The sequence below is a fragment of the Streptomyces sp. JLBT605 genome (assembly GCF_058215555.1).
This window is the reverse complement of record NZ_CM177087.1, coordinates 4113547-4138891: the sequence shown is the minus strand read 5'-3', so window position 1 is coordinate 4138891 and position 25345 is coordinate 4113547. Positions and strand designations below refer to the sequence as shown.

Genomic DNA, 25345 nt, shown 5'->3' with positions numbered 1-25345 from the left:
TGGCGTGGGTAATGCGACAGATCGGACAGAAGGAATAGACGCCACCGAATGGGGTGGAGTGCCGCCTCTTGGTCAGCCCGCCGGGTTCTCGCTCTCGGCCGCGCGGATCGCGTCCCGGTAGGTGCGGGCCGCCGCGCGCAACGCGGTCTCCGGCTCGACGCCCGCCGCCTCCGCGCGCACCGCCAGCGCCAGCAGCTCGTAACCGAGCCCCTCCCCCTCGGGCAGGGACACCTCGAGCCCGGCGGTACGGGCCCGGGAGGCGAGTTTCGCGGTGAGCGCCAGGGCGGGCTGCCCGAGCGGGATGCCCTCGGTGACCGAGTTGCGCCGCTTCTCCTCGGCCTTGGTGCGCAGCCAGTGCGCCTTGACCTCCTCGGCCGTCTCGGCGGTCTCCTCGCCGAAGACGTGCGGATGGCGGTGGATGAGCTTGTCGACGATGCCGCCGGCCACATCGTCGATCGAGAACGGCGCGTCCGCGTCGTCCTGCGCGATCCGCGAGTGGAAGACGACCTGGAGCAGCACGTCGCCGAGCTCCTCCAGGAGCGCCTCGCGGTCCCCCTCCTCGATGGCCTCGACGAGCTCGTACGCCTCCTCGATGCCGTACTTCACCAGCTCCTCGTTGGTCCGGGAGCCGCTCCACGGGCACTCGCCCCGAATCCGGTCCATCACCTGGACGAGGTCGATCAGCCGGGCGCCGGGCAGGTCGTAGGAGCCGGGCAGCAGCTCCAGGTCGGGCATCTGCCGGCGCCCCGACCCGGCCAGCCGGGCCAGACCGTCGGTGAGCGCCGACTCCCCCTCGGCGGAGGTGATCACGACAACCATCCGCCCGCCGTCGGTGCAGTAGTCGACCAGCTCGCGGGCCTCCGGCTCGGCCCGCTCGACGTCGACGCCCGCCTCCCGCAGATACGGCAGCTGCGGATGGTCGAGATCGGCGCAGAGCACGCGATCGGCGCCGCGGAGCGCCTGCCAGGCGGGCCAGGACAGCAGCCCGGGGGCGACGCGGTGGCTGGTGGTGAGCAGGACCAGGCGGCCGGGGCCGCTGAGGCGGGGAGCGTTCACGCTTCGAACGTAGCGCAGCCCGCCGTACGGGTGACGGCGAGGGGACCTCACCAATGCCGCGCACCTGCAAGCGCCCACCCCCGCAAGCAGCTTGTTCGAATTTCCCGTTGCACACCTCTTCCCATGCGAAGTGTGACGTGTGAAATTTTACATTGCACACGGATGCGGCGCCGCGTCCGCGTTTCCTTGTTCGTTTCTCACTCACTCACCCCCCACGGGAGAGCAAACATGCGAATGCCTTTGGCACGCAGACGCTCAGGGCCACTCGCGGCCCTCGCGATAGCGCTCACCATCGGAGGCGGGCTCATGGCCGCCCCGGGGCACGCGACCCCCCCGTCCGCTCCGCCCACCCCCCGCGTCGGGACCAGCCCGCAGGCCCAGCTGGCGACCGCCCCCACCGCCGAGCACGCCGACCACGTGGACGAGCAGGCGCGGCGGGCGGCCGACCGGCCGCCGCTGACCACGTTCGCCAAGGACGCGCTGCGCGTCGACTACGACCGGCGGGACAAGCCCAGCCCGCGCAAGCGGCCCTCGATGCGGCTGGGGTCCGGGCTCGGCGCGGCGGAGTGCCGGATCAGCGACTTCACCAACAACACCGGCAGCGCCCTGGTCGAGAAGATCAAGGGCGCCACCACGGAGTGCGTGAACACCCTCTTCAGCGTCACCGGCGCCGACGCTCGGGGGGCGTTCCGCGAGGAGCAGATGGTCACGGTCGCGGACGCGCTGCGCGCCGGCTCCGCGAACTACCCCGGGAACTCCTCCACGAGCATGCCGCAGATCGTGCTCTTCCTGCGGGCCGGGTACTACGTCCAGTGGAACCACCCCGATGACGTCGGCCAGTACGGGCCCAACCTGCGCAAGGCCATCCAGGGCGGTCTGGACGCCTTCTTCGCCGCCCCGCACTCGCAGGACGTCAGCGACGCCAACGGCGAGACGCTCGCCGAGGCCGTCACCCTCATCGACAGCTCGGCGGAGAACGCCCGCTACCTGCCGATCGTCAAGCGGATGCTGAAGGGCTACAACAGCAGCTACGACAACTCCTGGTGGATGCTGAGCGCGGTCAACAACGTCTACACCGTGCTCTTCCGCGGCCACCAGGTGCCCGAGTTCGTCACCGCGGTGGAGCGCGACCCGTCCGTCCTCACCACGCTGCGCCGCTTCGCCATCGACCACCTCGACCTGCTGGGCGGCAAGCAGAGCTACCTCACCTCCAACGCCGGACGTGAGCTGGCCCGCTTCCTCCGCCACGACACGCTGCGCAGCTCGGTCAAGCCGCTGGCCAAGCACCTGCTCGACCGCAGCCGCATCACCGGGCGCACCGCCCCGCTGTGGGTCGGCGTGGCCGAGATGACCCAGGAGTACGACAAGGCCAACTGCTCGTACTACGGCACCTGCGACCTGCGGAACCGGCTGATCAAGAAGGTCCTGCCGGTCCGGCACGACTGCGGCGGCGGCATCACCATCCGCGCCCAGGAGGTCAACAGCACCCAGCTGTCCGACACCTGCCGCAGCCTGCAGGGACAGAACGCCTTCTTCCACAACATCGTCCGGGACAACGGTCCGGTGGCCGACGATCACAACGAGACCATCGAGGTGATCGCCTTCAACTCCAGCACCGACTACCAGACGTACGCCGGGATCATCTACGGCATCGACACCAACAACGGCGGCATGTACCTCGAGGGCGACCCGGCCGCGGCGGGCAACCAGCCCCGGTTCATCGCCTACGAGGCGGAGTGGCTGCGGCCGAAGTTCGCCATCTGGAACCTCAACCACGAGTACACCCACTACCTCGACGGCCGGTTCGACATGCACGGCGACTTCACGGCGGGGACCACCACGCCGACGGTCTGGTGGATCGAGGGCTTCGCCGAGTACGTGTCGTACTCCTACCGCGAGGAGGACTACGACAAGGCGATCGAGGAGGCGGGCAAGCACAGCTACCGGCTCAGCCAGCTGTGGGACACCACCTACGAGAACACCAACACCACGCGGACCTACCAGTGGGGCTACCTCGCGGTCCGCTTCATGCTGGAGAAGCACCGCTCCGAGGTGGACACCGTGCTCGGCTACTACCGCAGCGGTGACTGGGAGACCGCCCGGTCCTACCTGAGCGGATCCATCGGCTCCGCCTATGACGGGGAGTTCGACCAGTGGCTGACCGAGTGCGCCGAGGGAGGCTGCGCGGCCGCCTGACCGGCCCCGCTCGCCCCCGCACGCACTCCCCCTGACAGCGCCGCCCCCGGTCCTGGCCCCACCCGGACCGGGGGCGGCGCGGTGTTCCGCGCGGCCTGGGCGGCGTGGCGGCAGCGGTACGGGCAGGGTGCGGTGGCGCGATCCTCCGCGCGGCCCGGCCGGAATGGGTGCGGTGTGAAATTACACTGGGCGGTACGGGAGTGTCCCGGGCGATCCAGAAAGGCGGGCGGTTCGTGACCGACCGGCGGCGACGCAATCTCATCGTGGTCCACGAGCGACTGCGCGACCAGGTGGCCGACGCACTGCGCGCGGCCATCGGCTCCGGCGAACTCCAACCCGGCACCGTGCACTCCGCCCCGGCCCTGGCCGCCGGGCTCGGCGTCTCCGCGACCCCGGTGCGGGACGCGATGCTCACCCTGGCCCGGGAGGGCCTGGTGGAGCCGGTCCGCAACAAGGGCTTCCGGATCACCGAGGTCTCCGCACGCGACATGGACGAGTGCGTCGAGCTGCGGGAGCTGATCGAGGTGCCGGTCATCGGCCAGGTCACCCGCACCGCCTCCGCCGAGGAGCTGGAGTCGGCGCGGCCGCTCGCCGAGGAGATCGTGGCCGCCGCGGCCCGCCATGACCTCGTCGGCTATCTGGACGCGGACCGGCGGTTCCATCTGCGGCTGCTCGGCCTCGCCGGGAACGAGCGGCTGGTGGAGGTCGTCGACCAGCTGCGCAAGCGCTCCCGGCAGTTCGGGCTCGCCCGGCTGGACGAGAGCGGCGGACTGATCGCGTCCGCCAAGGAGCACCTGGAACTGCTGGACCTGATGGTCTCCGGGGACGCGGAGGCGGCGGAGCAGTGCATGCGCCGCCACCTGGACCAGGTTCGCGCGCTGTGGGCCGCGCCGAGCGAGCCGCAGCCGGGCTGATCGGCTGCGGCTCGCGGGTGGGCTATGCCTGCGGCCGGCCGATCTCCGCGGTCTTCAGCCACGGCTCCTGGGCGAGGGTGGCGGTGCCCTGGGTGTCGTCCCACTTCCCGTAGCGCGGGTTGACGTCGATGTGCAGCGCCTTGGAGGTGCTCGCGAACGCCGCGTTGGCTCGCTCCGGGCCCAGCTTCTGCAGCAGTTTGGCGCGGAGCAGGTCCATCCGGACCTGCTGGTCGATCTGGCTGGGCGCGATGCCCTGCTGGAGGTAGAGGGCGCGGAGCATCCGGGCTCCGCCCTCCCGCGCCTCGGTCTTCCGGCGCGCCTCCTGGACGTCGCGCCGGGTGACCCGGATGCCGTGGTCCTCGCTCGTCCGCTCGATCACCCGGTCCTGGATCAGCCGCACCAGGGTGTCCTTGCTCAGCCGACCGGAACCGGCCACCAACTCCTTGGCCTGCGGGGAGTCCTGCTGCGCCTCCCGCACGTCCTTCACCGTCGCCTGGAGCTGGGCGACGGTGATGCGATTCCCGTCCACCACCGCCGCCGCGCCCGGATGCGCGTCGCTGCCGCAGGCGGTGAGCAGCGGCGTCCCGAGCAGCAGCGCGGAGGCGGCGGAGACGGTGAGCGCGGTGCGACGGCGGATCATCGTTGAGCCTCCCGGCTTGGAAATGGTCCAGACAACAGCGGCGGGCGAAGCCCTGGTTGAGCGGTGGTGGCGGTCGGGTGACGGGCGGGCTGGCGACCAGCTGAGCGATGGAACGACTGACGTTGATCGATGGTATGGAGTCGGAGCGCCGGTAGCTACTGCCGGGACCAACGATTCACAAGTGGGTGGGTAGCGGTCAGCCCCGGACCTGACCCAGCCAGTGCAGTGTGCGGCGGATCTCGGCCGGGAACGGGTGGTGCGGGCCGTGCACCCGCTCCGCGTCGTACAGCAGCCGGGCGAGCGTGTCGTGGGCGGCGGGGCGGTCGCCGAGGGAGAGCAGCAACTGCCCGATGCGGCGGCGGATCTCCAGCGGTTCGCCCGGGTCGGTCGCCGCGTACTGCTCGAAGTACGGCAGCAGGGTGCGGTACTCCACCAGCGCGTCGGCGGCCTCGCCGAGCTGTTCCAGGCACTGGGCGGCCTCGTAGCGGAAGCGCAGCGACTGGCGAGTGGCGTCCGGGCCGGACTCGGTGGCGTACTGGTCGGCGAGCCGGCGCAGCTCGGGCAGGGCCCGGCGGTACTGCCCGTCGTCCATCAGGGTCGCCGCGTACTGCTTGCGCAGCGACCGGACGACCGCGGAGTGCTCGCCGTGCTGGGCGGCGGCGGTCGGCAGCACGCCGCCGAGCAGGTCCACGGCCTGGGTGATCCGGCCCAGGTCCAGCAGCTGCCTGACCTCGTCGACGGCGGCGGCGAGGTCGGGCCGCCCGGCCGGCCCGGCCGCGGGCACCGCGGCCGGCGGGGCCACGGGTACCGCCGGCCGGTCCGGCCAGGGGGCGTGCGGCCGCAGGAAGGGGCGGGTGGGGTCCATCGGGCCGGCCGGGGCCGCGGCGTTCCCGGGAAGGGCGGAGGCCATGCCGGGTGAGGGCAGCAGCGGCGCCAGCGCCTGGTAGACCTCCTGGGCGTCGGCGGGCCGGTGGAGCGGGTCCTTGGCGAGCAGCCGCAGCACCAGCGCTTCGAGGGGTTCGGGGATCTCCGGCCGGACCTGCCGCACCGGCACCGGCGGCTCGTAGAGGTGGCGGTGGAGCACGCCGAGCGCGGTGGACCCGGCGAAGGGGACGGTGCCGACGAGGAGTTCGTGCAGCAGCACACCGAGCGCGTACAGATCGGTGTACGGGCCGACGGCGCCGCCCATCGCCTGCTCGGGCGCCATGTAGGCGGGGCTGCCGATGGGCGAGCCGGTGTGGGTGAGCCGGGTGGTGTCGGTGTCCAGCACCGCGGCCACGCCGAGGTCGAGGACGGTCACCGTGCCGTCCGGCCGGACCATGACGTTCCGGGGCTTGAGGTCGCGGTGCACGATCGGCACCGCGTGCACCGCGGAGAGCACCGCGCACAGCTGCGCGGCCACGCAGACCGCCCACTGCCAGGGGTACGGGTCGTGTTCGGCGAGGTGGTCGGCGAGGTCCGCGCCCTGGACCAGGCTCATCACCAGGTACAGGTCGTCGCCGTCGCTGCCCGCGTCATGGACGGTCACCAGCCCGCGGTGGTCGACCTGGGCGGTGACCCGGCATTCGCGGACGAAGCGGCGGCGGAGTTCTTCGGCGGCGTCCTGGGTGCCGTCGGCCGACGGGCCGGCCATCCGGTCGGGGCGCAGCAGCTTGACCGCGACCCGGCGGTCCAGCCGCCGGTCGTACGCGGTCCACACCTGGCCCATGCCGCCCTGCCCGATCAGGGTGGCCAGCTCGTACCGGTCCGCGATCAGGCGTCCGTTCAACGACCCTGCTCCTTGCGGAGGAAGTCGCTCAGCTCATCGAGCTCGGCCCGGACCTGGCTGATGCGCTGCGGCTGGGGGGTGGCCTGTGGCTGCGGGTGCGGCGGCTGCGGCGGAGGCAGCGGCGACGGGGACTGCGGCTGGGGTTGGGGCTGGGCTTGCGGGTGCGGGTGGACCGGCGGGTAGCCGTAGCCGTGCGCGGAGTGGAGGGAAGGGGGCGCCGGGGCCGGCTGCGGGTGGGCGTACGCCCCGTAGGGGCCGACGGGCGCGCCGAGCGGCGGGCCGGCCGCGGCCGGCCGGTGGTGGCGGATGTCGGCGACCAGGTAGTAAGCCGTGACACCGGCGGCGGTGATCAGCAGGGTGGCCATGCCGACGTCCGATATCCAGTGGTCGGCGAAGTGGTCCTCCAGGGTCACCAGACACCCGACGACGACCGCGAGCTCGGCCCAGAACAGAGCCCAGTCCAGCCCGCGCCGGCGCATGATGGCCAGCCGCAGCATCGCCACCCAGGAGAGGAACCCCAGGGACAGCAGCGGCACGACGGCGAAGACCACGCGCAGGACGATCACCGCGGTACGCGAGCGCGGGCGGTGCTGCGGCGGCACGAAGCCAGGGCCGGGGCCATACATTGCTGCTCCTGAAGTGCGACAGTCGGCCTGAGCGTATATCCGACGCGGGGAGCCCGGCCGAGGTTGTACGGATCGGACGTGGGGCTCGTCACTGCCGGCCGTCCATCGGTGCCTCGCGCCGGACGTCCGCCGATGCCCTCCCGCCGGTGCGCCCCGCCGGCCGTCCGGGGGTGTTCCCGGCCGGACGCCCGGCGGCGTTCGTTCAGCCGGGGGTGACCGTGCCGTCCGCGAGGCCGTCGTAGAGACCCTGGACCAGCTGCTCGCCGAGCCGTCCGGCCAGGCGCAGCGCCTCCTCGAAGGAGGCGAGGGCGCGGTACCGCTCGCCGTACCGCCGCTGGTCGGCGAGCGGCAGCCGGGGCAGCTGCAGCCGCCGCACATCGAGTCGCGTCGCGGTCGAGGCGTAGCTGCTGGCCTGCCGCTGGTTGGCGCTGCCGCGCAGGTATCCGGCCACGAACCACGGGTCGAGGGCGGCCGGGTCGGGGCGCAGCAGGCACAGGTTGCGGGCCAGCGCCGCGCCCGCGGTGGTCTCGTCGACGACCCGGGCGACCGTGCCACCGCCGAGCACCGGGAGGACGACGTCGCCGGGCTCGGTCAGCACCGGCTCCTCCGCCCCGGCCCGCTCGGCCCGGCCCCCGGCCGCGCTCCCGGTGGAGCCACCGCCCGCGCCACCACCCGCGCCGCCGCCGTGCGGCAGCGTGCCGGAGGGAGCGGTTCCGGCGAGCACGTCGTGTTCGGTGAGCACCGGGAGGGCGGGCAGGGCGTCGGCGCCCGCCGCGCCACCGCCGCCGGGCGTGATGCCGGTGCCGCCGGTGCGCAGCACCAGGGCGCCGGCCCGGGCCAGTTCGCCGACGGTGGTCATCGGCCAGCGGCCGCTGGTGGCGGTCCGCGGCTCGGCCGCCCCTCCGCCGCCTGGGGCGACCGGAGCGCCGGGGGTCAGCTCCGCGGTACGGGCCAGGGTGGCGGTGAGCCGGTCGCGCACCGCGGCGAGTTCGGCGACGCCACCGCCCGCTGCCGGGCGGGGCAGATGACGGGCGGGGGCCAGATCGACGTCGTCGTCGAGGAGTTCGATGACCGGCAGCGCCCGGCAGACACCGGGGATCTCCGCGAGGCCCGCGCCCTGGGCCGGGTCCGCGGCCGGCTCCGGCCGGTCGAGGTCCCGCCCCGGCCGGTCGAAGTTCCGCCAGGCGGTCAGCACGGTGCTGTGCACGGACTGCCAGTCGAGCTTGTCGCGTCCGGTGCCGCCGCCGCCGGGAGCGGCGAGTTCGGCCGCGTCCACCAGCAGGAGCCGCGGGGCGGCGGGCTGCCCGGCGCCGGGGCGGCGCAACACCCACAGGTGGAGCGGGATGCCGTAGGGCGGCGCGGCACCGGCGGGCAGTGCGATGACCGCGCGCAGTGCCCCGCGGCGCAGCAGATCGGCCCGGATGCGGCGGCCGGAGCGACGGGAGGCGGCGGCCGGGGGCATCAGCAGCACGGCGGTGCCGCCGTCCCGCAGTCGGGCCAGGGCGTGCTGCACCCAGGCCAGCTCGGATTCGGTGCGGGCCGGGAAGCCGTACTCCCAGCGCGGGTCGTAGGCGAGTTCGTCATGGCCCCAGTTGCGCTCGTTGAACGGCGGGTGGCAGATCACGGCGTCGGCGGCGAGCCGGGGGAAGGCGTCGGCGCGCAGGCTGTCGGCGGCGCTGACCCGGATCGCGGCATCGGAGCCCAGAGCCAGGCGCAGGGCTGTGAGCGCGGCGAGTTCGGGGTCCGCCTCCTGGGCGTGGATGGCGCGGGCGGCGGTGGCGGCGCGCAGCAGTCCGCCGGTGCCGGAGGCGGGGTCGAGCACGGTGCGGCCGCCGTCGCCGCCGATACCGCGGCCCTCGCCGATGGAGCCGCCGGAGTCGCGCGAAACGTCCGCGCCACTCGGGCCGTGTGCGGCGTCCGCGCCGCGCGAGGCGTCTGCCCCGCTCGTGCCGCGCGAGGCGTCCGCGCCGTCCGCGGCAGCTGAGCCGTCGCCGGCGGACGTGACCCCGGCGAGCTCGGCCATCAGCGCGGCGGGGCCCGGCGGGGTGAGCGTGTACTGCCGCGGGTTGGCGTCGAGGTGACGGCCCAGCAGGAACTCGAACGCCTGCCGGGGGCCCAGCTCCGCGGCGAGTTCGGCGGCGCCGCGCACCAGGGCGGCGTCGGCGAGGAGTTCGGCGCTGCCCGGCACGCGCACCGGATGGTGCTCGCCGAGCCGGGCGGTGAGGACCGGGGCGAGCGCGGTCGGCAGCAGCCGGGCGAGCTGGGCGTCGGTGGCGGGGCCGAGTTCCTGCCAGGCGGCGGGCCGGTGGTGGACGAGCAGCAGCACGGCACCGGCGTGCCGCAGGCCGGTGGCGGTCCCGGCCGGGTGTCCGGCGAGCAGCTGCCAGACCTTCTCCCGCAGCGGCACCTCGGCGAGCTTGCCCTGGGCACGCAGCCACGCCTCGATCTCGCCGAGGGCGAAGGTGGGGCTGGTCTCGGTGCCGCCGACGGGCCGGGGGAAGTCGGCGTGCCGGCGGCGCCAGTTGCTGACGGCGGCGCGGCCGACCCCGGCGAGGCGGGCGATCCCGGCGGCGGTCACCTCGGTGCCGACACCCTCAGCGGCCCCGGCCCCGGCCCCGGCCCCGGCCGCGCCCGTGCCGGTACCGGTGCCGGTGGCGGCGACCGTCGTCCTCGGTGCCGGCTTGGTCGGCTTCTCCGCTGCGTTCTCCGGCACCTGACTGGCTCCCGTCCCCATGCCCGCTGGGCTGCTGTGTTGCCGAGCATACCCACGAAGCAGAAGGAGACCCCTTCACATCGTGAACCCGTGAACTCCTGTGAACCGTGTTGACTCGGTTCACAGCTCATGCTGTTATTGACTCGTCGGTTCGCAGGGAACCCAACCCACCGAAAGGTGCTCTCATGTCTCACTCCCAGCACGCCCCGGCTCCTCAGCAGAAGAACTGGTTCGCCCGGCACAAGGTCCTCACCGGCCTCGGCGCGGTCGTCGCGGTCATCGCCATCGGAGGCGTCGCGGCGAGCGGCGGCGGGGACGGCGGCAAGGAGAGCTCGGCGTCCAGCGGCTCCGACCCGGCGGAGAGCGGCGGGAAGGGCGGCGAGCAGAAGAAGAAAGAGGAGAAGAAGGCCGCCTTCGAGGGCGACGGCACCTTCCAGGTCGGCTCCGACATCAAGCCCGGCACCTACCGGACCAGCGGCAACGACGCCATGGACGGCTGCTACTGGGAGCGGGCCAAGGACTCCACCGGCGAGACGGACTCCATCCTCGCCAACGACAACGTCTCCGGCAGCGCTTACGTGACCATCAAGGCCACCGACAAGATCTTCAAGTCGGACAGCTGCGAGGACTGGGAGGCGGTCCCGGCCAAGGCCACCGGGACTCCCAAGACCGAGATCTCCGGCAAGGGCGGCATGTTCCGCGTCGGCGCCGACATCGCGCCCGGCACCTACAAGTCCACCGGCAACACCGAGGACGCCGGCTGCTACTGGGAGCGGGAGAAGGACGCGGTGCACGGCCTGGACTCGATCATCGCCAACGAGAACGTCACCGGCGACGCCGTCGTGACCATCGCCCCCGGCGACGCCTACTTCAAGACCAACGACTGCAACAACTGGAAGAAGACCAAGTGATGCGTTCCACCCTTCCCCTGGCGGCACTGTGCACGGCGGCCGTCCTCGCTCTCACGGCCTGCGGCGGCGATGACAAGGACGACGCCAAGGACGGCGCGAAGGACGCCGCCGGGAAGTCCGCCCCCCGGGCGTCCCACGGCGCCGAGGACGCCGGGGTGGCGAAGCTCTCCGGGCCCGAGATCCTGAACAAGGCCATCGAGGCCACCAAGTCCGCCGGCTCGCTGAAGGTGGACATGGACGCCGTCAGCGACGGCACCCGCGTCCGGTACCACATGGCCTCGGACAGCAAGGGCGAGTGCACCGGCACCATGGGCATCGGCGACGCGGGCACCATGCGGCTGATCAGGACCGGCGCCACCGCCTATGTGAAGTACGACGCCGCCTTCTGGAAGTCCCAGGGCGCGGACGGCGAGGCCGCCGCGGAGGCGATCGGCGACCGCTGGACCAAGACGGCCGCCTCCAGCCCCGATGCCAAGGACCTCACCGCGGCCTGCGACACCAAGGAGCTGCTCGCCGAGCTGGAGACCGGCCCCACCCTGGTGGAGAAGGGCGAGATCACCACGGTCGACGGCCGGAAGGTGATCACGCTCACCGAGCGGGACGGCAAGGAGACCACCACGGTCCACGTCGCGGCCGAGGGCAAGCCCTATCTCCTGAAGGTCGCCACCACCGGCGGCGACGAGCCCGGCACCATGGCCTTCAGCGACTTCGGCAAGCCGGTCAAGGCCACCGCCCCCACCGGCGACATCGTCGACCTCGACGCGCTCTGACGGATCCCGGCCCCGCCCCGCGCGCCCGGCCCCGGGCGCGCGGCCCCCGCGTCCGGCCACCGCGCCCTTCGGTCAGCGACCTGCGGTCAACCGCCGCACTGCCGCAGCATCATCCGCTTGTCCGGGGCCGTCACCGGCAGCTGGTACTTCAGCGCCACCTGCGCGAACCGCACCGCGTAGGAGCAGCGGATCGTCCGGTTCGGCGGAAGCCAGGAGGCCGGACCGGAGTCGCGCTTGGCGGAGTTGGCCCGGCCGTCCACCGGCAGCAGGTTCAGCGGGTCGTTGGCTATCCGCTCGCGCTTGCTCCGGCTCCACCTCGACGCGCCCAGCTGCCAGTCGTACGACAGCGGCATCACATGGTCGATCTGCACCTCGGTGGCCCGCCGCTTCCGCCACTCGACGCGCTTGCCGGTGTACGGATCGTCCAGCGTCATGGCGATGACGACGCAGTCCGATCCGGCGCGGTAACGGATGTCCCGGCCGTCCCGGGCCAACAGGTCATTCCGGGTGTCGCAGCCGTTGCGGGCCAGCGCCACCCCGTCCGCCCGGTCCGTCCAGGCATAGCCGAACTCGTCCCGTTCGTAGCCGGTCCGGGGTCCGCGGCCGGCGGTGCGGACCCGGTCGATGATCCCGCGGGCGGCCGCCCGGTCGGAATCCGAGGTGATCGGCGCCAGCCCCGGCCCGGTCCCGTCCGGGTTCCGCAGCGGACTGACCCCGGCCGAACTCCCCGCCGGGGGCCGGGTACCGGAGTCCTCGGCCCGCTGATCGACGGTACATCCGGTGAGCCCGGCCACACCCAGCACGGCCGTCGTGGCGAGGACGACCACCCGCGACCGGCCCCGCCGCTGAATCCTTCTCCGCACGACCAGGCCCACTTTCCGTTCGCGTATCTTTTCGCACAGACGACCACACGATAAGGACCTGGAGCCTGATGGACACGGCCGCCGCGGCACCCCCCGGCCCCACCGCCCGCCCCGACGGCTCCTTCGTCCCCACCGGCATCCGGAGCCGGGCCGCCGCACTGCGCCGGCCCTCGATGGATCCGTACTGGCTGAGCCTGGCCCTGTTCACCGTCTTCGCCGCGCTGTCGGTCACCCGCCACCGCCGCATGGAGAACATGTCCTGGGACCTGGGCATCTTCGAACAGGCGATACGCGCCTACGCGCACCTGAAGACCCCGGTCGCCGACCTCAAGGGGCCCGGCGCGAACATACTGGGCGACCACTTCAGCCCGATCACCGCGCTGCTCGCCCCCCTCTACCGGCTCTTCCCCGGCCCGGTCACCCTGCTCGTCGCCCAGGCCGCGCTGTTCGCGATCTCCGCCGTGCCCGTCACCCGGGTCGCCGCCCGGCTGCTGGGACGCGGCCGCGGCCTGCTGATCGGCATCGCCTACGGAACGTCCTGGGGCGTCCAGCGGGCCGTCGACTTCGACTTCCACGAGATCGCCTTCGCCGTCCCGCTGCTGGCCTTCGCGCTCGAAGCGGTCATCGTCCAACGCTGGTTCGCCGCCGCGCTGTGGGCCGCCCCGCTGGTGCTCGTCAAGGAGGACCTGGGAGCGACCGTGGCCGCGATCGGCGCCATCATCCTGATCCGCAGCTGGCGGCGGCGGGAGCCCCGGCTGTCGCTCCTCGCCATCGGGCTGACGGCCTTCGGAGTCATCGCCTCCGCCGTGGCGCTGGGCATCGTCATCCCCGGATTCAACAACGGCGGCTCCTACGACTACTGGTCCAAGATGGACGGCGGCGCCACCGACGCCACCATTCCGCTGGACACCGCGCTGCGCACCCTGGCCTGGGTGCTGCTGCCCACCACCGGCCTGCTGGCGTTGTGTTCACCGCTGCTGCTGGCGGCCCTGCCCACCCTCGGCTGGCGTTTCGTCTCGCACGACGACCACTACTGGGGCACCGACTGGCACTACAGCGCGGTGCTGATGCCGGTGGTCTTCCTGGCCCTGGTGGACGCGATCAGCCGCACCCGCAACAGCCCGCGCGCCTGGCTGAGCGGCTACGCCCGCCAGCTGCCGGTCGCCGTGGCCGCCGCCGCGCTGGCGCTCACCGCCTCGCTGCCGCTGTACCGGCTCACCGAACCCGAGACCTACCGCAAGCCCAGCACGGTGGCCGCCGCCGACCGGCTGCTGGCCCGGATACCCGACGGCGCCTCGGTCGAGGCCAATGTCGGGCCGATCAGCCGGCTCACCGAGCGCTGCCGGGTGTTCTGGGTCGGCGGCAGCCAGGGAATCGCGCCGGAGTACATCGCGTTGAAGGAGGACGGGGTGCGCACGGCCGAGCAGATGACGGAGTACGCCCGCCAGCTCCACCCCGGCGTGGTGTACGACCACGTCGGCACGGCAGGGGGCGTTCACGTCCTCCGACTGAAGGGACCACGGTGACACAGCCGTTCTCCACGCGGATAGCCGTCCGCGGGTACGAGACCGACTCGCAGGGCCACCTCAACATGAGCGTGTACATCCAGTACGCCGAGCACGCGCGCTGGGAGTTCTTCCGGACGGCGGGCATCACCCAGGACGCCCTGCTGAGCAAGGGGGTCGGCCCGGTCAACCTGGAGACCAACATCAAGTACCTCCGGGAGCTGCGGGCGGGCGACGAGGTCGACGTCAGCTGCGCGCTGGCCTTCCGAAGCGGCAAGACCTTCACCATCGAGCAGACCATCCACAAGACCGACGGCACCCTCTCCGCCGAGATCGTCAGCGTCGGCGGCATGCTGGACCTCACCGAGCGCCGCCTGGTGGAGTCCCCGGACGACTACCTGCGGGCGCTCGCCACCGACCCGTCCGTCCTCGGCCTCTGACCGGCTCGCGGCAGAGCTGCCCGCAAGAGCCTGACAAGGCTCCGACCGTGCCCCGCCGGACACCCCCTAGGCCAGATCGGCCCGGTCCGCGGCCGCGGTGCCGTGCGCCCAGCCCTCGGCGTCCCGGCCCTTGAGCCGGTGCGCGGTGGTCGAGGGGAACATCCGCTCGGCGGCCTCCCCGACCGCCACCTCACGGGCCGCGAGCACCGGCAGCACCCCGGGGGCGCCCGGCCGCGCGCCGCCACCCGCCATCTCCCGGGCCGCCTCGTCGGTCGCCTGCCGGGTGGCCGCGGTCAGCCGGTCCCGGATCCGGCCCGCGTACGCGATGAGGAAGGACTCCCGGAAGTCCCGGGTGCGGCGGGCCCGGCCGCTGGCGTGGTGCCGGTCGGCCGCCCGGCTCATCGCGGTGGTCGCCTGGAGCAGCAGCGAGGTGTAGAGCAGCTCGACCAGCTCCAGATCCGCCTCGAAGCCGACCACGGTGGAGAAGCCCAGCTCGCTCGACCACACCGCCTGGCAGCGGTTCGCCTCGGCCACCGCGTCCAGCAGCAGCGCCTTGGCGGACTCATACGGCGCGTCGACCCCGATCCGGCAGGAGCCCGGCCCGTCCGCGCCCCCGGCCGCGGGCCCGCCGGCGTCCACCAGCGCCGCGTCGATGCTGTACCGCGCCATCAGCTCCTGCGCCTTTGCGGACAGCGCCTCCGCCTCCGCCGGGAAGGAGCTGGACTCGGCCTTGGCGAGCAGCGCGCGGACCCGGCCCAGCGCCCGGGGATCGCCGCCGGTCCGGCGCGCCGGCTGCCGCCCGGCGGCCGGGATCCGGGGCAGCCTGCCGACCAGCCGCAGGGCGTCCAGCACGCAGGAGGCGGTCTCGAAGCGGCTGGTGCGCTCCTGGCGGGCCAGCGCGTCCAGGTATCTCTGATCGCCATCCCACCAGACCCGCGCCTGAACCTCCTCGATCTGCGCCGCCCAGCGCTCGTCGGCCCGGCCGCCGCCGGTGGGCCCGCCGCCGCGGCGCGCCTCGGCGGCGATCAGGTCGGTGACGAACCGGACCCGGTCGGCGCCGCGCTGCCGCCGCACGATCCGCACCAGGTCGGCCGGCTGCCAGCCGCCGTCCCAGCAGCGCCGCACGGCGTCCTGGCCGGCGGCGATCAGCGCGCGGCTGACGGTCTCCCAGCCCGCGGGGGCGGCGGTGAGCGCGGAGGCCCCGGCGTCCAGGGCGTCGTCGAGGCCGTCGTCGGGGGCGTAGCGCACCGTGCCGAGGACACGTTCGAGCAGTTCGGCGGTCTGCCGGAGCTGCTCGCCCGCCCCGGGGCGCTGCCCCGGGCCGCCCCCGGCGCGGCCCCGCTGCCCGCCCCGGTCCCGGTCGCGCTCGTTCATCCGGCTCTCTCTCCATGCCCCGCTGCTGTACCGGACCATTCTCGCCCGGCCCGCAGGCGCCCGGTCCGCGGGGAGTCAGCTCCGCGCCTCGCCGGGGCCCGGGGGATGCGCGGCGCCCCAATCCCACAGGGCCTGGAGCACCGGGCCCAGCTCCCGCCCGCTCGGGGTGAGCCGGTAGCGGACGGTCGGCGGCCAGCCGGGGATGCGGTGGCGGCGCACCACGCCCGCCTCGGTGAGCTGGCTGAGCCGGTCGGTGAGCACCTTGTCGGAGAGCGCGGGGAGCGCGGCCGCCAGCTCGCTGTAGGTGTGCTCGCCGCGCAGCAGCTCCCGGACGACCAGGGTGGTCCAGCGGCCGCGCAGCACGCCGAGGGTGATCTCGACCGGGCAGCCGGGGGCGGGCTCTTGCACCCGCGCGCGGGGGTCGTCCGGCAGGCCGGCACCAACCGCCCTGCCGTAGCCAACCGTTGGGTGAGCCACGATCGCGCCTCCTAGCGTGGTCCGTGCCGGTGCCGGTGCCGGGCCCGGGCCGTCGGGGCGCCGGCCGCTGTCACCCCTCAACCCCTTCACCTCTTCACAAGGAGCCCGTCATGCCCTCCTATTCCAGCCATTCCGGAGCGCTTCCGCTCGCCGCGGAGGACTTGCCCGCCGCGTTCGCCGCCCGTTTCAACAGCGGTGACGCCCGGGCCGTCCAGGAGCTCTACGAGCCAGGGGCGGTGTTCGTGCCGCCGTCCGGCCCGGCCGCCCGCACCCCGGAGGCGATCGCCGAGGCCAATGCCGAGTTCCTCGGGCTGGGGCTGCCGATCACCGTGCGGCCGCGCAGCGTGCACACCACCGACTGCGGTCTCGCCCTGCTGGTGGTCGACTGGGAGATAGCGGGCACCGGGCCGGACGGGGAGCGGGTCGAGATCACGGCCACCGCCACCGATGTCGCCCGCCGCGGGCCCGACGGGCACTGGCGCTATGTGATCGACAACCCCTTCGGCGCCGCACCGCCGGCCGAGTTCCCCGATCTCTCCGATACCGGCCGGCGATCAAGCTGAGAAGCGGCTGTCACAGCCGCAGGGCAAGATGGCGCTCCGTGAACGATCCTCAGACAGCCCACACTCACCAGCCTCAGTACCGGCATCCGTACCAGCAGCAGCCCTCCGCGCCGCACCCGCAGCCGAGTCCCTACCCGCAGCCGACTCCGTACGCACCGCCGCAGCCGCGGCCGGGATCGGCGCCCCGCTTCGTGCCGGACGGGGTCGGGGATTTCCGCCGGATGTGCGCGGCCCTGGTCGACGGTTTCCTCACCCTGCTCGGTGGTGCTGTGATCGCGCTCGCGCTGCCGGACGGGACGGACCTGGGCGTATCGCAGATCGGCACCATCACCACCAGCAAGGCGCACATCTCGGTGTTCGCCGTGCTCGTCTGCGTGTTCGGGGTGTCCTTCGCCCACCATGTGCTGGGCAGCGTGCTGTTCCGGGGCACGGTGGGCAAGTTCCTGTTCTTCGCCCGGGTGGTACGGGAGGCGGACGCGGGACGCCCGCGCTTCTGGCAGAGCGTGCTGCGCTGGCTGATGGGGCTCACCTGGATACCGATGCAGCCCTTGCGGAGCCTGGTCGGCGCGGACGGCGATCCGTACGACGACGCCTGCGGGCTGCGGATCGTCCGCAGCCGGGAGCTGCGCCGGGCACGCCAGGCCGGGTGACGCGCCGCCGCCCCGCACATGCCGCCGGGCGGCGGCCGGCATCGCTGCCGACCGCCGCCCGGCGGTGGTGGGAGGGGAGCTTGCCCTTGGGGTCCGGTTCGCGCCTGAGGGTCAGGCTCCGGGGGGTCGCGCTCCCGATGTCACGCTCTGTCAGGAACCGGCTGTCAGGCGCCGGTCGCGCTGCCCGCGACCCACTGGTCCCAGCTCATGTTCCAGCCGTTGAGGCCGTTGTCCGGCTTGATGGTCTCGTCCGGGGAGCCGGAGACCACCACGACATCGCCGATCTGCGAGTTGTCGAAGAACCAGGCGCCGTCCTGGTTCGGGTCGCCCGCGCCCTTGACGTCGTTGAGGCCCACGCAGCCGTGGCTGGTGTTGACCGCGCCGAAGATGCCGTCGGAGCCCCAGTAGTTGCCGTGGATGAAGGTGCCGGAGGTGGACAGGCGCATGGCGTGCGGCACGTCCTTGATGTCGTACTCGCCCTTGCCGTCGCCGTCGGTGAAGCCGACGGTGGCACCGTTCATCCGGGTCTCCTTGAACTTCTCGGAGATCACCATCTGGCCGTTGTACGTCGGGTTGGCCGGGCTGCCGGCCGAGATCTTGATGGTCTTCAGCGGCTTGCCGTCACGCACGACCTTCATGGTCTTGGCCTTGACGTCGACCGTGCTGACCTGCGAGTGGCCGATCTTGAAGGTGACGACCTTGTCCTGGACACCGGTGACGCCGTCGGACGCCTCGACACCGTCCAGGTTCAGCTTCATGGTGACCGTGGAGTTGGCCTTCCAGTAGTCCTGCGGGCGGAAGTCCAGGCGGGTGGGGCTGAACCAGTGCCCGACGACCTGCTGGCCGCTGGTGGTGGAGACGGTGATGTGGGACTGCACGTCCTTCTTGTTGGTCACCGCCTTGTCGAAGTTGATCGACACCGGCATGCCCACGCCGACCGTCGAGCCGTCCTCCGGCGTGAAGTTGCCGATGAAGCTGTTGGACGGGGAGACGGTGGTGAAGGAGGAGTTCTCGGTGGCCTTGCGGCCCTCGGCGTCCTTCGCGATCGCGGTGATCTTGTACTGGGTGGAGCGCTCAAGCTGAGTGCTCGGCTTCCAGCCGGAGCCGTCCTGGGAGATGGTGCCGGCGATGGTGGCGCCGGTCGCCGGGGCGGTCATCACCACGCTGGTGAGCTTGCCGCCACTGACGTTGACCTTCACGTCACGGTTGATACCGGCGTTGGTGACGCCGTTCTTGGGCGAGATCGTTATCTTGGCGTCCGACGCGTCCTTGGCCGCGGCCTCGTCGACCTGGGACTGCGACTTCCCGTGCTGGCTGCCGCCCTCGTCCTTCTTGTCGCCGTCCCCGCCGCACGCGGAAAGGGTGAGCACGCCACCGAGCAGGGCGGCCACGGCCACCATGCCCTTGCGGCGCTTGCCGTCCGTCATCACAGGTATCTCCATTGCTACTGGACCCCAAAAACCCCGAACCGGAACACTCGTCCCACAAGAGCTCCGGCACTCCATAAGGAACGCCGTCACTGCCCGGCCGGTTCCACATTCAGTAAAACTGTGCCCAACACCACTTAGCAAAGGCGCCGGTCAGAGCCCCCTGGAGACCCCCTCCTGGGCCCGGGGTCCGACCGGCGCCGGGACGAGCCCGATCAGACGCGCGTCTCCTCGTCCTCGTCCTCCTCGCCGCCATCGCCGTCCTCGTCGTCCAGCCGCCAGTCCGCCGACTGGGGATCGAAGGCGGTGCCCTCGCTCGTCCACGACGCCTGCGCCAGTTCGATCCCCGGCACCCCGTCGACCAGGTCCACGGGGTCGACCAGATAGGCCAGCGCCTCCGCCGCGTCGTCCAGCACCGCGTCCCGGGCGTGGCCGCGCTCCTCGTCCAGCATGAAGTCATCACCCTCGATGTGTTCCAGGGCGGCCCCGGTCAGCGCCCCGGGATCGGTGACCTCCAGCACGAGCTCGACCCGAAGCCGTACATGTCGTGATGTTTCCGTTGTGTTCATGGCACGGAGCGTAAGGCGCGGCCGCCCTCGCTTCCGTGCGACCCGCAGTTGTCACTACGATTCGCCGGACGGGGCCAATTCGCCGCAGCCTCAAGGAGGATGCATTCCGTTGTCCGCACGCCGACCGCTGCTGACCGCCGCTGCCGCGGGTTCGATGCTGTGCGCCCTGTGGTTCGTGCCGTCGGCCAACGCGACGGCCGACCGGGACGGCGGCGCCCCCGCCGCGCAGACCTCCCAGACCACCCAGGGCTCACCGACCCGCGTCGGGGACCAGGCGCCGGCCGGGACCGGGGAGTCGGACGGCCTCGACCTCGCCGACTCCGGCAGCATCGACGTCACGCCGTACCTGGTCGGCGGGACGGCCTTCCTCGGCCTCGGCGTGGCGATGGTCACCGCCTCCGTGCGGCGCACCCGCCCCACCGCTTACTGACCCGCGCACCGACCCCGCCCAGGCGGGCGAGCGGCCGGCCTGCACGGAAGCGGGCCGGCCCGACCCGCGAAGGCGGGCGGCGGCCGTCAGCGGCCACCGCCCGCGCCCCCGCGGACCTCAGGCCAGCGGCCCGGTCACCGTCTCCACCGCCGCGACCAGCCCACCGGAGCGTACGAACGCGTCCGCGGCGGCCAGGTCGGGCGCCAGGAAGCGGTCCTCGCCGGGGCCCTGCACGCCGGCCGCGCGCACCGCGGCCAGCACCGCCTGGCTCGCCGGAGCCGGGGTCAGCCCCTCGCGCAGCTCGATCGCCCGGGTCGCCGCCATCAGCTCGACGGCGATCACCCGCGCCAGGTTGTCCACGGCGGTGCGCAGCTTGCGCGCCGCCGACCAGCCCATGGAGACGTGGTCCTCCTGCATGGCGGAGGACGGGATGGAGTCCACCGAGGCCGGGACCGCGAGCCGCTTCAACTCGCTGACCAGCGCAGCCTGGGTGTACTGAGCGATCATCAGCCCGGAGTCGACACCCGCGTCGCCCGCGAGGAACGGCGGCAGACCGTGCGAGCGGTTCTTGTCCAGCAGCCGGTCGGTGCGGCGCTCGGCGATGGAGGCCAGGTCGGCGGCGGCGATGGCCAGGAAGTCCAGGACGTAGCCGACGGGCGCGCCGTGGAAGTTGCCGTTGGACTCCACCCGGCCGTCGGGGAGGACCACCGGATTGTCGACCGCGGCGGCCAGCTCGCGGTCGGCGACCAGCCGGGCGTGCGTGAGGGTGTCCCGGCCGGCGCCCGCGACCTGCGGGGCGCAGCGGATCGAGTACGCGTCCTGGACGCGCGGCGCGTCGTCCTGGTGGTGCCCGGTGAGGCCGGAGCCGGCCAGCACACGCAGCATGTTGTCGGCGCTGGCGGCCTGGCCGGGGTGCGGGCGGATGGCGTGCAGCTCGGGGGCGAGCACCTTGTCGGTGCCGAGCAGCGCCTCCAGGGAGAGCGCCGCGGTGATGTCGGCGGAGGTGTAGAGCCGGGCCAGGTCGGCGCAGGCCATGACCAGCATGCCGAGCATCCCGTCGGTGCCGTTGAGCAGCGCCAGCCCTTCCTTCTCGCGCAGCTCCACCGGCTCGATGCCGTGCTCGGCGAGCAGCTCGGCGGCGGGCCGCACCCGGCCGTCGGGCCCCTCGGCCTCGCCCTCGCCCATCAGGGTCAGGGCGCAGTGGGACAGCGGCGCGAGGTCGCCGGAGCAGCCCAGCGAGCCGTACTCGTGCACGACCGGGGTGATGCCGGCGTTCAGGATCGCGGCCATGGTCTCCACGACCAGCGGCCGGACCCCGGTACGCCCGGAGGCGAGGGTCTTCAGCCGCAGGAACATCAGCGCGCGCACCACCTCGCGCTCCACCCGGGGGCCCATGCCGGCGGCGTGCGAACGCACGATGTTGCGCTGGAGCTGTGCGCGCAGCTCAGGGCTGATGTGCCGGACGGCGAGGGCGCCGAAGCCGGTGGAGACGCCGTAGACCGGCTCCGGCTTGGCCGCCAGGTCGTCGATGACCTGCCGCGAGGCGGCCACGGCGGCCAGCGCCTCGGGGGACAGCTCGATCCGCGCGGCACCGCGGGCCACAGCGATGACATCGTCGGCGGTCGTCCCGGACGACCCCACCACCACAGAGTGCATATCCATATTCAGGCACCCTAGAGACTGAATCGCTAACTGTCACCACCCGGTTTTCAGGGCTCCTCGCCGGGAGGCGACTGACCCCGGAAGCGGCGCCGCTCCGCCGCCGGCACCTGGGGCGGCGAGTCGGCCAGCCGCACCACCGGATCCTCCGGGCCGCCGTCGCGCCCGGCGACCACCGGCTTCACCGCGCGCGCCGCCTTCGCCCGGTACTGCGCCGCGTCCGCCAGCCGGAAGAGCCGGCGGGCGCTGCGCACCGGGCCGATCGGGTCACCGGTCGAGGCGACCCCGCAGGCCACCCCCTCGCCGAGCTCCAACTCCGCGGCCCTCATGCACAGTTGCTCGGCCACCCGGACCACCTCGTCGGCCGGCGGACCCACCGCCAGCAGACAGAACTCGTCGCCGCCCAGCCGCGCGGAGAGCGCGCCCGGCAGCATCGCGCCGCACAGCGACAGCACCGTGCCGAATCGTTCCAGCAGGCGGTCGCCGACGGCGTGCCCCTGGGTGTCGTTGACCCTCTTCAGGCCGTTCAGGTCGCACACCACCAGGGTCACCACGGTGCCGTCGGCGCGGTACTCCTCCAGCGCCTCGTCCAGCCGTATGTCCACCGCCCGGCGGTTGGCCAGCCCGGTCAGCGAGTCGGTGAACGCCAGCCGCCTGGCCTCCTCCAGCCGCTCGGTCTGGGCGATCCCGGCGGCCGTCACCGCCGCCAGCACGGTCGCGAAATCGGCGTCCGGCCGCCCGAACACCGGGGCCCCGGACGGCCGCGCCACATACAGCTCGCCCCACGCCCGTCCGTGCAGCACGATCGGGGCGACCACACAGCTCCCCCGCCCCCGCCGCCGCAACGCCTCCACCCTCTGGTGGCAGTACGCCCCGTACGAGCCGTCGCACGGCCCGGCACCGTGGCGGCGCGGGGCATCCGCCACCTCCACCCAGGCGTGCGGCTCGCCACCGCGGGCCCAGTTGTCGTGCAGAAATTCGGTGATCTCCGGAAATTCACTGACCGGGTACCACTCGTCCTCGGGGAATTCCTCTTCCCCGTCGGCGAGCTCGCCGACGTTCACCAGGACACGCAGCCGCCCCAGCTCCCGCTCCCAGACAGAGACGGCCGCGAAATTCCCACCCAGAGCCCGGCGCGCGCCCACCGCCGCGGCACGCACCGCGTCCCGCGCGGTGTGCGCCGCCGCCATGGCCTGCGCCAGCCCCACCACGGCCCTCAGCCGCCCATTGACCTCGCCCGTCACCGCGCCTCGCATTCCCTCACCGTGCGCACCCGCGCCATCCAGCGTAGGAATACTCTGCGCATTCCGCGCTTTACCCGCGCATTACGCCGCGGCACGCACCACCCGGACCCTCATGACATCACTCGCCGGGCCACTGCGGGGTGCGCTTCTCGTTGAACGCCGCCACTCCCTCCGCGCGGTCCCCGGAAAAGGCCACCGAACGCCAGGCCGCGTCCTCCACCTCCAGACCGGTCCGCAGATCCAGCCCGTGCCCCAGCCGCAGCGCCTTCTTGGCGGCCCGGAGCCCGACCGGCGAATTGGCCGCGATCCGCGCGGCCAGGGCCAGGGCCTCCTCCCGGTCCTGCCCCTCGCCGACCAGCTGATCCACCAGGCCCAGCTCCCGCGCCTCCTCGGCGGCCACCCGGCGCGCCGTGAAGATCAGCTCTGCGGCCCGCGCGGCGCCCACCCGGCGCGGCAGCAGCTGGGTGCCGCCGCCACCGGGGATCACTCCCACCGACACCTCGGGCAGCCCCACCACCGCCGTGCTGTCCGCCACGATCACATCGCAGGCCAGCGCCAGCTCGAAGCCGCCACCCAGCGCGAACCCGTGCACCGCGGCGATGGTGGGCATCGGCAGCTCCAGCACCCCGGTGTACGCCGCCCGGGCCAGCGGGCGCTGCCGCCCCAGCTCGGCGTCGGTGAAGGAGTTGCGCTCCTTCAGATCGGCGCCGACACAGAAGGCCCGCTCGTGCGTGGAGGTCAGCACCACGGCCCGCACCGAGGAATCACCGGCCAGCGCATCGCAGGCCGCCCCGATGCAGCGGGCCATCTCGGTGGACACCGCGTTCATCGCCTTGGGCCGGTCGAGTACCAGCTCGGCCGCGTGCCCGTGCCGCCGCACCTCGACCCACTCGCCGAACCGCTGCTCCGTCATACCGTCGCCCTCCCGGTGGATGTTAACGATCGTTGACCGGGATCATCCCAGCCCAGCGCCACGCCCCGCTACCGCCCCGAGTCACCTTTCCCCACCCCGCCCCATCCCGTTCCTGTCCTCAATCGCCGGACGGGCTGGAAATACCGGCCGACAACAGGAGACGAGGCCTGGCGGGCCGGTCTGGCACCGCGTAGGACATGAGCGGATGCCGGATCCCAGGCGCGGGACGGGCCACCGGCGGTTGGGCGCAGGACGGCGGGAGGGGGCGTATCGGGGCAGTCCCCGCAGAAGGCGCAGACAACGCAGGGTCACTCCGCGAGGTACCAGTCGTCTGCGCCGCCGTGGGGGCACCCCCGGACGGAGTCTGGGGGAGAGATGCCCCGGTGCGCACCCGACCCACACACGAACACCGCGCACCGCAGAGCAACCCGCACCCGCGAAACGGCCTAACCCCGCCGCGACAGCAGCCAGGGCTCCACAACCCCCAGCCCACGCACCGGCCGCTGCCACATCGGCTGCAGCGCGAACCGATACGTCGGCCCCTGCTCGCCTTCCTTCTCCGCGGCCGCCGCCGCCTCCGCCGCCTCCGCCTCGGAGACCGGCGCCTCCCCCGTACGGGTCAGCTCCTCCGCCAGCGCCCCGTCCACCAGCACCGCGTCCTTCGGCGCTATCGATGTCAGCCGGCTCGCCAGGTTCACCGTCGTGCCGAAAACGTCGCCCATCCGGGTCGTCACCGTGCCGAACGCCATCCCCACCCGCAGCTCCGGCATGGTCGCGTCGTTCGCCATCGTCTCGATGAGCCGCAGCCCGATCTCCGCCGCCGTCCCCGCGTCGTCCGCGGAGTACAGCACCTCGTCGCCGAGCGTCTTGATCAGCCGGCCGCCGTGCGCGGCGACCAGATCCGCCGCGGTCGTCTCGAACGCCTCGACCAGCTCGCCGAGCTCCTCCTCCTCCAGCCGCCGGGTCAGCCGGGTGAAGCCGACCAGGTCCGCGAAGCCGACCGCCAGCCGCCGGTCGACCATCTCGGCGTCGTCCTGGGCCTGCACCACCCGACCGGTCGCGGCGGCCAGCTGGCGCCGGTAGACGTAGACGAGGAATTCCTCCAGCTCCGGCAGGAGCAGCTCGACCAGCGGATACGCGATCTCGGTGCGGGTCATTCCGGGTTCCTGGGGCTCCGTCAGCCCTTCCAGGAAGGAGTCGATCTGCCAGTCCGCCAGCCGCGCGGTGGTCTGCCCGGTGGAGCGGGCGACCTGGACCGCCATCGGCTCGCTCAGCAGCCCGGCCTCGACCAGACCGGCGAGCCGCCGCAGGGCCAGCACGTCCGCCTCGGTCAGCGCCTTGGCCTGCCCGATGTCGGCGAAGCCCATCGCGTGCCAGAAGCGAGTGGCGCGCTCCACCGAGACCCCGGCGCTGCGCGCCGCCTGGAAGGGCGTGTAGCGCCGCTCGGCGCCGAGGATCAGCTGCTCCAGCCGGAGCGCGATCGAGTCCTCTTCGTCCTCGTCCGGCTCCCCCGCCGCCAAGCCCTCCGCACCAGAGCCCACCGCGTCCACGCCCGAGCTCACCGCGTCCGCACTGGAGCTCACCGCGTCCGCACCCGAGCTCACCGCGTCCGCACCAGCCCCGGACGCACCGGCTCC

The 25345-nt window shown here is 73.1% G+C and carries 23 protein-coding genes; 9 read left to right on the top strand and 14 right to left on the bottom strand.

Annotation, left to right across the window (positions count from 1 at the left end):
- Nucleotides 1–72: 72 nt before the first annotated feature.
- Nucleotides 73–1056: a nucleoside triphosphate pyrophosphohydrolase gene (locus AC4BDD_RS17985; RefSeq protein ID WP_490686464.1), complete on the bottom strand. Its 984-nt coding sequence runs from the start codon at nucleotides 1054–1056 to the stop codon at nucleotides 73–75.
- A 306-nt stretch (nucleotides 1057–1362) separates the two neighbouring features.
- Between AC4BDD_RS17985 and AC4BDD_RS17980 the strand changes: the two genes are divergently transcribed.
- Together AC4BDD_RS17980 and AC4BDD_RS17975 are read left to right on the top strand one after the other, a co-directional pair.
- Nucleotides 1363–3252: a collagenase gene (locus AC4BDD_RS17980; RefSeq protein WP_490686463.1), complete on the top strand. Its 1890-nt coding sequence runs from the start codon at nucleotides 1363–1365 to the stop codon at nucleotides 3250–3252.
- A gap of 233 nt (nucleotides 3253–3485) precedes the next feature.
- On the top strand, nucleotides 3486–4166 hold the full coding sequence (locus AC4BDD_RS17975; RefSeq protein WP_490686462.1) for a GntR family transcriptional regulator: 681 nt from the start codon (nucleotides 3486–3488) through the stop codon (nucleotides 4164–4166).
- 22 nt (nucleotides 4167–4188) lie between these two features.
- Here the strand turns inward: AC4BDD_RS17975 and AC4BDD_RS17970 are convergent, their stop codons facing one another.
- From AC4BDD_RS17970 to AC4BDD_RS17955, 4 genes are all read right to left on the bottom strand, one after another.
- The gene (locus AC4BDD_RS17970; RefSeq protein ID WP_490686461.1) at nucleotides 4189–4806 is read right to left on the bottom strand and encodes a SurA N-terminal domain-containing protein; all 618 of its coding nucleotides are present in this window, start codon (nucleotides 4804–4806) and stop codon (nucleotides 4189–4191) included.
- Nucleotides 4807–5002: 196 nt separating this feature from the next.
- Nucleotides 5003–6514 carry a protein kinase domain-containing protein gene (locus AC4BDD_RS17965; protein WP_490691827.1) on the bottom strand — a complete coding sequence of 504 codons (1512 nt, stop codon included), beginning with the start codon at nucleotides 6512–6514 and terminating at the stop codon, nucleotides 5003–5005.
- Between the two features lie 56 nt (nucleotides 6515–6570).
- Nucleotides 6571–7200, bottom strand: coding sequence for a hypothetical protein (locus AC4BDD_RS17960; protein WP_490686460.1), 630 nt, complete (start codon nucleotides 7198–7200; stop codon nucleotides 6571–6573).
- A 202-nt stretch (nucleotides 7201–7402) separates the two neighbouring features.
- Nucleotides 7403–9778: an N-6 DNA methylase gene (locus tag AC4BDD_RS17955; protein WP_490691826.1), complete on the bottom strand. Its 2376-nt coding sequence runs from the start codon at nucleotides 9776–9778 to the stop codon at nucleotides 7403–7405.
- 320 nt (nucleotides 9779–10098) lie between these two features.
- On the opposite strand from AC4BDD_RS17955, the gene AC4BDD_RS17950 reads away from it, so the two are divergent.
- On the top strand, nucleotides 10099–10824 hold the full coding sequence (locus AC4BDD_RS17950) for an Rv1352/Rv1906c domain-containing protein (RefSeq protein WP_490686459.1): 726 nt from the start codon (nucleotides 10099–10101) through the stop codon (nucleotides 10822–10824).
- On the top strand, nucleotides 10824–11594 hold the full coding sequence (locus AC4BDD_RS17945) for a hypothetical protein (RefSeq protein ID WP_490686458.1): 771 nt from the start codon (nucleotides 10824–10826) through the stop codon (nucleotides 11592–11594). Before AC4BDD_RS17950 ends, AC4BDD_RS17945 begins: the two co-directional genes overlap by 1 nt.
- An 86-nt stretch (nucleotides 11595–11680) precedes the next feature.
- Here the strand turns inward: AC4BDD_RS17945 and AC4BDD_RS17940 are convergent, their stop codons facing one another.
- On the bottom strand, nucleotides 11681–12457 hold the full coding sequence (locus tag AC4BDD_RS17940; RefSeq protein ID WP_490686457.1) for an HNH endonuclease family protein: 777 nt from the start codon (nucleotides 12455–12457) through the stop codon (nucleotides 11681–11683).
- Nucleotides 12458–12525: 68 nt separating this feature from the next.
- On the opposite strand from AC4BDD_RS17940, the gene AC4BDD_RS17935 reads away from it, so the two are divergent.
- Together AC4BDD_RS17935 and AC4BDD_RS17930 are read left to right on the top strand one after the other, a co-directional pair.
- A complete protein-coding gene (locus tag AC4BDD_RS17935; protein WP_490686456.1) occupies nucleotides 12526–13983 on the top strand; it encodes a DUF2079 domain-containing protein in 1458 nt (485 codons plus the stop codon).
- Nucleotides 13980–14402, top strand: coding sequence for an acyl-CoA thioesterase (locus AC4BDD_RS17930; RefSeq protein WP_490686455.1), 423 nt, complete (start codon nucleotides 13980–13982; stop codon nucleotides 14400–14402). The genes AC4BDD_RS17935 and AC4BDD_RS17930 overlap by 4 nt, the downstream gene beginning before the upstream one ends.
- Before the next feature lie 66 nt (nucleotides 14403–14468).
- Here AC4BDD_RS17930 and AC4BDD_RS17925 read toward each other — a convergent pair whose 3' ends face one another.
- Entirely contained in the window at nucleotides 14469–15776 is a 1308-nt protein-coding gene (locus tag AC4BDD_RS17925; protein WP_490686454.1) for a DUF2786 domain-containing protein, read from the bottom strand.
- Nucleotides 15777–15851: 75 nt separating this feature from the next.
- Complete coding sequence (locus tag AC4BDD_RS17920) at nucleotides 15852–16253, bottom strand: winged helix-turn-helix transcriptional regulator (RefSeq protein ID WP_490686453.1); 402 nt, start codon at nucleotides 16251–16253, stop codon at nucleotides 15852–15854.
- Between the two features lie 110 nt (nucleotides 16254–16363).
- Between AC4BDD_RS17920 and AC4BDD_RS17915 the strand changes: the two genes are divergently transcribed.
- The gene (locus tag AC4BDD_RS17915) at nucleotides 16364–16816 is read left to right on the top strand and encodes a YybH family protein (protein ID WP_490686452.1); all 453 of its coding nucleotides are present in this window, start codon (nucleotides 16364–16366) and stop codon (nucleotides 16814–16816) included.
- Nucleotides 16817–16854: 38 nt separating this feature from the next.
- Entirely contained in the window at nucleotides 16855–17466 is a 612-nt protein-coding gene (locus tag AC4BDD_RS17910; RefSeq protein ID WP_490686451.1) for an RDD family protein, read from the top strand.
- Nucleotides 17467–17630: 164 nt separating this feature from the next.
- Here AC4BDD_RS17910 and AC4BDD_RS17905 read toward each other — a convergent pair whose 3' ends face one another.
- Nucleotides 17631–18908, bottom strand: coding sequence for a L,D-transpeptidase (locus AC4BDD_RS17905; protein WP_490686450.1), 1278 nt, complete (start codon nucleotides 18906–18908; stop codon nucleotides 17631–17633).
- A gap of 200 nt (nucleotides 18909–19108) precedes the next feature.
- The gene (locus AC4BDD_RS17900) at nucleotides 19109–19462 is read right to left on the bottom strand and encodes a hypothetical protein (RefSeq protein ID WP_490686449.1); all 354 of its coding nucleotides are present in this window, start codon (nucleotides 19460–19462) and stop codon (nucleotides 19109–19111) included.
- Nucleotides 19463–19571: 109 nt separating this feature from the next.
- Here AC4BDD_RS17900 and AC4BDD_RS17895 point away from each other — a divergent pair, with 109 nt between their 5' ends.
- Nucleotides 19572–19892 (top strand): hypothetical protein, encoded by a 321-nt coding sequence (locus AC4BDD_RS17895; protein ID WP_490686448.1) that lies wholly within the window; start codon nucleotides 19572–19574, stop codon nucleotides 19890–19892.
- 117 nt (nucleotides 19893–20009) lie between these two features.
- Here the strand turns inward: AC4BDD_RS17895 and hutH are convergent, their stop codons facing one another.
- The 4 genes from hutH to AC4BDD_RS17875 form a co-directional block, all read right to left on the bottom strand.
- Nucleotides 20010–21554 (bottom strand): histidine ammonia-lyase, encoded by a 1545-nt coding sequence (gene hutH, locus AC4BDD_RS17890; RefSeq protein ID WP_490686447.1) that lies wholly within the window; start codon nucleotides 21552–21554, stop codon nucleotides 20010–20012.
- 47 nt (nucleotides 21555–21601) lie between these two features.
- Nucleotides 21602–22807, bottom strand: coding sequence for a GGDEF domain-containing protein (locus AC4BDD_RS17885; protein ID WP_490686446.1), 1206 nt, complete (start codon nucleotides 22805–22807; stop codon nucleotides 21602–21604).
- A 106-nt stretch (nucleotides 22808–22913) separates the two neighbouring features.
- Nucleotides 22914–23708 carry an enoyl-CoA hydratase/isomerase family protein gene (locus AC4BDD_RS17880; RefSeq protein WP_490686445.1) on the bottom strand — a complete coding sequence of 265 codons (795 nt, stop codon included), beginning with the start codon at nucleotides 23706–23708 and terminating at the stop codon, nucleotides 22914–22916.
- A 446-nt stretch (nucleotides 23709–24154) separates the two neighbouring features.
- Entirely contained in the window at nucleotides 24155–25249 is a 1095-nt protein-coding gene (locus AC4BDD_RS17875; RefSeq protein WP_490691825.1) for an adenylate/guanylate cyclase domain-containing protein, read from the bottom strand.
- Between the last annotated feature and the right edge of the window lie 96 nt (nucleotides 25250–25345).